General features: G+C 40.6%; 8 protein-coding genes and 1 pseudogene. 1 reads left to right on the top strand and 8 read right to left on the bottom strand.

Annotation, left to right across the window (positions count from 1 at the left end; translation table 11 throughout):
* The first annotated feature begins 203 nt into the window (after positions 1-203).
* The gene (locus tag DP117_RS13100; protein WP_211176082.1) at positions 204-440 is read left to right on the top strand and encodes a hypothetical protein; all 237 of its coding nucleotides are present in this window, start codon (positions 204-206) and stop codon (positions 438-440) included.
* 203 nt (positions 441-643) lie between these two features.
* On the opposite strand, the gene DP117_RS13095 is transcribed toward DP117_RS13100, so the two are convergent.
* From DP117_RS13095 to DP117_RS13060, 8 genes and pseudogenes are all read right to left on the bottom strand, one after another.
* The gene (locus tag DP117_RS13095) at positions 644-1,456 is read right to left on the bottom strand and encodes an ABC transporter permease (RefSeq protein ID WP_211176080.1); all 813 of its coding nucleotides are present in this window, start codon (positions 1,454-1,456) and stop codon (positions 644-646) included.
* A 67-nt stretch (positions 1,457-1,523) separates the two neighbouring features.
* On the bottom strand, positions 1,524-2,315 hold the full coding sequence (locus DP117_RS13090) for an ABC transporter ATP-binding protein (protein ID WP_169218738.1): 792 nt from the start codon (positions 2,313-2,315) through the stop codon (positions 1,524-1,526).
* Between the two features lie 4 nt (positions 2,316-2,319).
* Complete coding sequence (locus DP117_RS13085; RefSeq protein ID WP_169218737.1) at positions 2,320-3,348, bottom strand: ABC transporter substrate-binding protein; 1,029 nt, start codon at positions 3,346-3,348, stop codon at positions 2,320-2,322.
* A gap of 124 nt (positions 3,349-3,472) precedes the next feature.
* Positions 3,473-3,622 (bottom strand): annotated as a pseudogene (locus tag DP117_RS13080) (transposase); the annotation flags it as partial.
* Between the two features lie 145 nt (positions 3,623-3,767).
* The gene (locus tag DP117_RS13075) at positions 3,768-5,339 is read right to left on the bottom strand and encodes an FAD-binding oxidoreductase (protein ID WP_169218736.1); all 1,572 of its coding nucleotides are present in this window, start codon (positions 5,337-5,339) and stop codon (positions 3,768-3,770) included.
* Complete coding sequence (locus DP117_RS13070) at positions 5,296-5,568, bottom strand: Nif11-like leader peptide family natural product precursor (protein WP_169218735.1); 273 nt, start codon at positions 5,566-5,568, stop codon at positions 5,296-5,298. The genes DP117_RS13075 and DP117_RS13070 overlap by 44 nt, the downstream gene beginning before the upstream one ends.
* Before the next feature lie 53 nt (positions 5,569-5,621).
* Positions 5,622-5,912, bottom strand: a complete 291-nt coding sequence (locus DP117_RS13065; RefSeq protein ID WP_169218734.1) for a Nif11-like leader peptide family natural product precursor — start codon at positions 5,910-5,912, stop codon at positions 5,622-5,624.
* A gap of 39 nt (positions 5,913-5,951) precedes the next feature.
* A complete protein-coding gene (locus DP117_RS13060) occupies positions 5,952-6,248 on the bottom strand; it encodes a Nif11-like leader peptide family natural product precursor (RefSeq protein WP_169218733.1) in 297 nt (98 codons plus the stop codon).
* Positions 6,249-6,258 lie beyond the last annotated feature (10 nt).

The following is a 6,258-nucleotide window of genomic DNA, read 5'->3' as shown; positions in this document are numbered from 1 at the left end:
TGTTCCACTATAAACTAATTTATTCCATTATCTGGCTTTCTAGTCAATTGGCGATAAGCCAGAGGCAAGACAGCGAGCGTATCGCATATGACGAGCAACTAATGACTCAATTGCAGTTAGAACAATACGTGCAAAGTCAAGCAAGCGCGGTGGTGCTAAAAGATGGTGGAAATTATTCTTTACAATCGATAACTCAAGGTTTTTTGTCCAGTGCTGACAACGCAAATACACCCACCCCCAATCAAACGAACTCTCAAGCATCCGCACAAAGAGAACTCATTAAACACACACTCATTGGTTCTCCGAAAGCTGTAAAGAGCACAATTCGCGTTCTGCATCAACTCAAATACGCTTCAATTGGTGATTGGAGTCCCCTTGTACCAACTGGTAATACAGGTGAGGTTATGAGCATTTTGATACGCTCGATTTTGGTACAATAGCTCGTTATCTGTTTGCCGCATTCAATAATTTACGCCCCCAGTAAGTTGGGGGCTATTGGCTAATTTCCACCGGAACTCTTGAGGCGATCGCCTATTAATACTCTACTTTCTGTTAGAAATATATTTTTGTACTGAGGAAAATCTTCGATGATCGCTCTCGTTTTGGGTTCATCCCACAAAATCGCATTGCTTCCCCTGACTTCTTACCTACCACTCCAATGAATAAATCGTTTCTCAATTAGCAAGAACAGTGCATTTAGGGCATACCCCAGAATGCCAGTAATCAAAATAGAAGCATACATATCCTTGACATTCAGGACTTGTTGAGCATCAATGATACGCTTACCCAGTCCGGTTTCAGTACCAATAAACATTTCTGCCACAATCACAATCACGAGGGCGAGACTGATTGCGCTGCGTAATCCAATAAACGTCTGAGGCAGACTTTCCCAAAACAAGACATCTTTAAAAATCTTAAATCGATTAGCACCCATCACCTTCGCAGCTAAAATCCTGTTCTTTGTAGTGTGGATAACGCCATAGGCGCTGTTGAACACGATAATGAGTAGAGCACTAAACGCTGCGATCGCAACTTTATTAAATTCACCGATTCCGAAAAAAAGGATGAACATCGGAATCAAAGCACTCGCAGGCGTGGAACGAAAAAAGTCAATCAAAAACTCAAAGCTGCGATAGACAGGTTCTGAACTTCCCAACGCTATCCCTAAAGGAACGCCTATGATAGCCGCAATGAGAAACGCTTGGAAGGTTCGCATCACAGTGGCGATGAAATCTTGCATCAGAGTGCCACTAAACGTTGCCTTAAACAGTTCACCCAAAGTATCAATCGGAGTGGGTAGCAAAACCGGATTAATCCATCCCGACTTAGCCACTAACCACCACATCACAAACAGCAACAAAACACCAATCAGAGGCAGCAATTTGTTACCGATATTCTTGAAGACTAAGGATTTAGCTGTTTTATTTTGTTGGTTTCGTAGAGACTGGGTTGCCATAGCCAGCTTGTTACTCCCTGCATGCCGTAAGATTACCTATCTCCCATTCTCTCCCTCTTCATACATATCATTTGCGCATCTGTTCGCGAAACACGTTTAGACAATGGCTGCTAACACGAATAAAGTCTGGCTCAGATAGAATTTCTAGCGATCGCGGACGTGGAGCATTATAATGAACCATCTCAATCAAAGAGGTAGGGCGTTTACTTAATAGCAGAATCATATCTGCCAGATAGACTGCTTCTTCTAGATTATGAACCACCATCACCATTGTGAGTGAGGATTCCATAAAAATTTCTTGTAACTTTTCCCGAACGTAGAGAGTTGTTTCAAAGTCCAGTGCAGAGAACGGTTCATCGAGAAACAAAACCTCTGGTTCAGCGACTAGTGCCCGTAAAATTGATATTAGTTGTTGTTGTCCACCTGAAAAACTGTAGGGATAGCGTTTCAAATCTAATTTAATATCAAAAGCGCTAATTAATTTTTCAACTCGCTGTTTACTCTCCCGTTCCGATATCCCTTTTACTTTGAGAGGATAAGCAATATTATCAAATGCACTTAACCAAGGAAATAGTGAGTCTCGATAATTCTGAAATACATAACCAATTCGCGCCCGACGAATCGGTTTATCATTAATTAATATCTGCCCTTTGTCAAATGGCACTAATCCACTCATCATATTAATTAGAGTGGATTTACCACACCCGTTGGGACCAAAGATGGAGATGAAATATCCCTTGGGTAAATCTAAATTAAAATTTTCATACAGCACCTGGTCTGCAAAAGACTTACACAAGCCTTTGATACTGATAATTGCCTCTGTATCAATAGAATTCGCCTTTGAGTTGAATTCAAGCATTTCATTAGGCATCCTTATAGATTAAAGAGGTTACGTCTACTTTTTTAGAAAAGACTTGTTTTTCATACATATAATCGAAGAATTTTTGGAAGTATTTCAAGTCTGAATCTGTAAATTCATCATACATTTTGAAGGCGGGTATGGGAACGGCTTTAGCTAATTCTCCTTCAATGGGAGTGTAACCAGCCAAGTATTTGCGCGCTTCATTTGGATTGTTACGAATGTCTTGAATAGCGCGGCGATAAACTTGTATATATTTCTTCGTGGCTTCAGGATTTTGTTGAATGAATTGAGTACTCAGGGTCGATGAACCACCAAACCAAGGAACACTGGAGTTTCCCAGAATGTATTTGGCAATAACCCCTGTTTCGAGTATCCTTGTAACTCCTTTAAGTTGACCAATCGCTCCGGTAGGCTCTAAGGTAAACGCAGCATCAATTTGACCTGAGGTAATCGCTGGAATGTGTTGCTTTGTTTCCAATTGAATAACTTGAGGATTATCGATACCGATTTTTTCTAAAATTCCTTTGGCTAACGCTTGATTTTGAGGACCAGGACCTGTAGCGAATTTTTTTCCTCTTAAGTCGTCAATTGTTTTAATGGGACTATTGTTAGCCACAATAATCTCATCCACCACGTTCTGAATATTGCTGGGATTGGATGCAATGATTTTAAATAAACCAGGTTGTAAAATTTCCCCCAGAGCTAGATTACTCGATCCAATAGCCGCTGAACCTTGAACTCGTCCAGCAATTAGCCCTTCAACAACCTGCTGTGCTCCAGGGAATTTGTTGGCGTCTACATTTAATCCGGCTTGTTTAAAATATCCCTTTTCCAGAGCTAAATAGAACGATAAACTTGCTGATACAGGCCAGTAACCAATAATAATTTTGGGAGCAATTTCTGTTTTTTCTGTTGAAGATGATGACTTTGTAACTAGTTGGTTTGACGTTTTTTGATTGCAGCCATGAATTGCAGATGCAACAACTGCACCTGCACCCATTTGAAGGACGATACGTCTACGAACTTTCATAACCGAACTAACAGGATAGGGTATTTCAAGGGTTTGGCATCTATCTTAACCTGAGTTCGACGGCTTGAAAAAAGTACAAAAAACTTTAGAGGATGTCTGAAAAGTTTTAGATAGGTAACTTTAATTACGCAAGTTGCTTCAACATCAAACGAATCATCGCTACGTAAATAAAAGCTTCTGATGTTTGAGGTAAAATTTCATAGTCCTTACTCAACCTACGGCACCAATTGAACCAACCAAAAGTTCTCTCAACCAGCCAGCGTTTGGGTAGTAACCCAAGTTGCTAGTTATTTGAGAAGGCGATACGCAAGGGCGTCAAGTCTCCGGCTGATCGCAAAGATAATAAAATCCCCTCTAGCAAGAAAAACGGAGGGTTTGCATCGTTTTGGACAGGGAACCCCACCTATACCTCAACCAATTCATTTATCCCTACTAAAATCGTATCGACCAGGAGCAAGGATATTATTGGGGTCTAATTGGTTTTTAATATTTCTAATTAACTGGTCATAATCATCTTGTGCTGTTGGTAAAGAATGCATCGATTGAATGCCTAAGCGATAAGGAATATATCCTTCTTGAACAAACAATTGTAACAGGTGATCGTGACATGCCATTGCTCGGCTATCTGCTTCGAGTACCTGGCGATCATACATAATCGCTATAAACATTTTTACACTTCTACTTGTCGAACAATTTATGGCAATGTTTGGCTCAAATTGATAAGATTTAATTGTCGATTCAATAGTTCTTAATGATTCAACAATTGGTTGCCCATCAAAAGGAAAAAGCAGACAAAGCCACAGAACGCCACAAGCATCTCTATCAGGATCTAGATTTTTAGGAATTTTAATTTTCTTTCGCCAATAAGTACTTTTGATATTGATATTGCTAGGAATACCAAGACGTATATCATCTTTTAACGGGCTGCTGCTATCTTCTTGATCACTAAAAATGAGTTGTTCTACTCGTCCGGCTAATGCCTCCTCAATTATCTTCCGTTCTGCTAATCCTTGTTCTTGACTGGCGCAATATAAATCTCCAGTTCCGAACCAAGGTTCAGTACCTTTTAGTTCTTGAAGCGAAAAGGGCGTTTTTCCCCCTAAAAGTTGCCACGGATATCGCCCTTCTTTGGCTAAAAATTTGTAGCAATTCCAAAAATTAAAACAGTTCTCCTTAATTGTGCCTTGTAGAATTAATTGCTGAATAATATCTATGAGTTGTTGCAGACGAGAATGATCTTTAACTATACAATTAAAAGATAGATAATATTTGGGGATAGGCGTTAACCAAACGGTCATTTGTGTGACTATTCCCAAGTTAGATTGGGCGAATATCCCATCTACAGAAGGCCCCACACCCCAACGACTCACAGGCGTAGTTTTGGCATTAGCAAACCTTCCAAATCCAGTGTGAATTAATTCTCCCGTCGGTAGAACTACCTCAAATCCACAAACATAATTGATGCGATCGCCTAATGGTCCAATACCATCACCTCTTTCTAGCGTATTTGCAATCACACTCCCTTCAGGAGGACCACCAATCACCGAAAGAAATAAGTTGGACTGAATATCACGCAAGTATTCAAAGACTTGTTGAAAAGTAACTCCTGGCTCAACAGTTATATAAGCAAGTTTTTCATGATAATCGACAATGCGATCAAGCCTGCTTAAATCCATCACTACACAGTTATCTTTAACCGGAACTCGCGAACCCAAGCCCCAATTTTTACCACGGCTAATGGGATAAATCGGTGTTTGGTATTGATTAGCAATTTTGATACATTCTTGCACCTCTGCGCGATCGCCTGGCCGAATCACCGCCAGCACTCGCTGTGTGGTTGCAAATGTTGCTGTTTGCACAGCAGATATAGTTTTTTCGTCGGTTAAAACATTTTCTGAACTGAGGAGTTCCTGCCAAGCTAGAAGTACATCCATAATCAGCAAGGTGTTACCAATCTCTAAACCTGAGCGCCCACCCGACAATAAAACCACCAGCGACAGTTTCCAGGGTTTCCTCCGATAGTTCTCCCTCTGTGCTATCTTCAAAATTAACGCCGCGTTCGGATAGAAAAGCTTGCACTTCTTCCTCAGTAAACTGATAGCCTTTTTCGGCTCCAATTTTCACCACTTCTGCTAATCCGCCAGCTTGTTCTAGTTGATGTTGCAAAGTAGGATTTTCACTAGCAGATTGCATCATTTGTGAGATCGCTTCTTTCGACATCGTAAAATTACCTCAATGATTTTCACAGCAGCGAAGCATAATATTGAACAGAACTACCAGCCCCGAATGTTAATTCTCACGTTATCCGTCCATTTTCCGTCCCAAATAGACCCCCCAGCGACAGCATCCAACGCTTCCTCAGATAGTTCTTCTTGTTGAATCCCTTCGAGAGTAATACCACTTTCTCTTAAAAACGCTTGTACTTCTTCCTCAGTAAACTGATAGCCTTTTTCGGTTCCAATTTGAACAACTTCTGCAAATCCTTGTGCGGCTTCTAGCTTTTGTTGCAAAGCTACATCTTTTCCAGCAGCTTGTATTAGGCTATCAACAGCTTCTATTGACATTTTAAATCTCCTAATCTTAAATACAGAAAAAATATCTTGCTACCACTGACGAATTGTAATTGGCGCGTCATTACCTAACCTAATTCTCAAATTCTCAAACCATCCACCAGCGACAGCATCAAGAGCTGCTTCTGATAGTTCCCCCTCTTGACTCTCTTCAAGAGTAATACCACGTTCGGATAAAAAAGCTTGCACTTCTTCCTCGGTAAACTGATAGCCTTTCTCGGCTCCAATTTCAACAACTTCTGCAAACCCTTCTGCGGCTTCTAGTTTTTTTTGCAAAGCCGCATCAAGACCTGCAGCTTGCATGAATTGCTCGACAGATTCTTTTGACATTTTTATCATC

The sequence above is a fragment of the Brasilonema sp. UFV-L1 genome, from assembly GCF_012912105.1.
In the GTDB taxonomy this organism is placed as follows: domain Bacteria; phylum Cyanobacteriota; class Cyanobacteriia; order Cyanobacteriales; family Nostocaceae; genus Brasilonema.
This window is presented reverse-complemented; position numbering and strand designations above follow the sequence as displayed.

Coding starts and splice junctions, on each gene's coding strand:
- DP117_RS13065 (WP_169218734.1), bottom strand. CDS start 5,912: ATGTCAATAGAAGCTGTTGATAGCCTAATACAAGCTGCTGGAAAAGAT.
- DP117_RS13095 (WP_211176080.1), bottom strand. CDS start 1,456: ATGGCAACCCAGTCTCTACGAAACCAACAAAATAAAACAGCTAAATCC.
- DP117_RS13060 (WP_169218733.1), bottom strand. CDS start 6,248: ATGTCAAAAGAATCTGTCGAGCAATTCATGCAAGCTGCAGGTCTTGAT.
- DP117_RS13070 (WP_169218735.1), bottom strand. CDS start 5,568: ATGTCGAAAGAAGCGATCTCACAAATGATGCAATCTGCTAGTGAAAAT.
- DP117_RS13085 (WP_169218737.1), bottom strand. CDS start 3,348: ATGAAAGTTCGTAGACGTATCGTCCTTCAAATGGGTGCAGGTGCAGTT.
- DP117_RS13090 (WP_169218738.1), bottom strand. CDS start 2,315: ATGCTTGAATTCAACTCAAAGGCGAATTCTATTGATACAGAGGCAATT.